At 59.1% G+C, this 562-nt stretch carries 1 protein-coding gene; it reads right to left on the bottom strand.

All coding sequences use genetic code 11. The features are described 5' to 3' along the window. Positions 1 to 29: 29 nt before the first annotated feature. The gene (locus HWY30_RS40860) at positions 30 to 296 is read right to left on the bottom strand and encodes a YlcI/YnfO family protein (RefSeq protein ID WP_090812055.1); all 267 of its coding nucleotides are present in this window, start codon (positions 294 to 296) and stop codon (positions 30 to 32) included. Positions 297 to 562 lie beyond the last annotated feature (266 nt).

Genomic DNA, 562 nt, shown 5'->3' with positions numbered 1-562 from the left:
AGCGTCACGCGTGTATCGGACCCGAAAATTCACTGTGCCTTCCTCTTGGCCTTCAACATAAGCGCAAGCTCGGCATGTACGTGGTCAGCGTCGTAGTACTCGTTATCGCGTCGCGCCTGCTCGCGCGAGGCAAGGCCACGCGCTACGAACTCCCGCTGCAGTCGTCGACGTGCCACGCCTTCGCGCAACGCTGCTTCCATGAATGCAGAAAGCGATTCGTTTTCGTGAAGAACATCTTCGGCGGCCTGACGCAGTTCGGGATCAACGCGCAGCGGCGGGATGGTGGCGGTTTTCATTTGCCTCTCCGGTATCGCAATTGCGATACATCATAGCACTTTGTCATCGGCGCCGGCCAATCCGTCAGATCGGCGGCCGAGGTGACTCTAGCCTAGACGGACCGTCAGCGGACCTCGTCCGTCCGACGACAATGTTCACGCGGCGACAAAGGGTACGTCTCGAGCCTCCCCAGATTTTGCACGCTCTCAGGCCTAGTGCCGAATTACTGCCGAACGCTCGGATGAAGCGCAACATGGTAGCGAGGCACAAATTCTGGTAGCCGGGT

This window comes from Paraburkholderia tuberum STM678 (assembly GCF_902833905.1).
GTDB classification, from domain to species: domain Bacteria; phylum Pseudomonadota; class Gammaproteobacteria; order Burkholderiales; family Burkholderiaceae; genus Paraburkholderia; species Paraburkholderia tuberum.
The sequence above is the reverse complement of the archived record's forward strand: the minus strand, read 5'-3'. Positions and strand labels throughout refer to the sequence as shown.

What these genes read in the sequence shown, in the direction of transcription:
- HWY30_RS40860 (WP_090812055.1), bottom strand. Translation starts at nt 296, where the DNA reads ATGAAAACCGCCACCATCCCGCCGCTGCGCGTTGATCCCGAACTGCGT.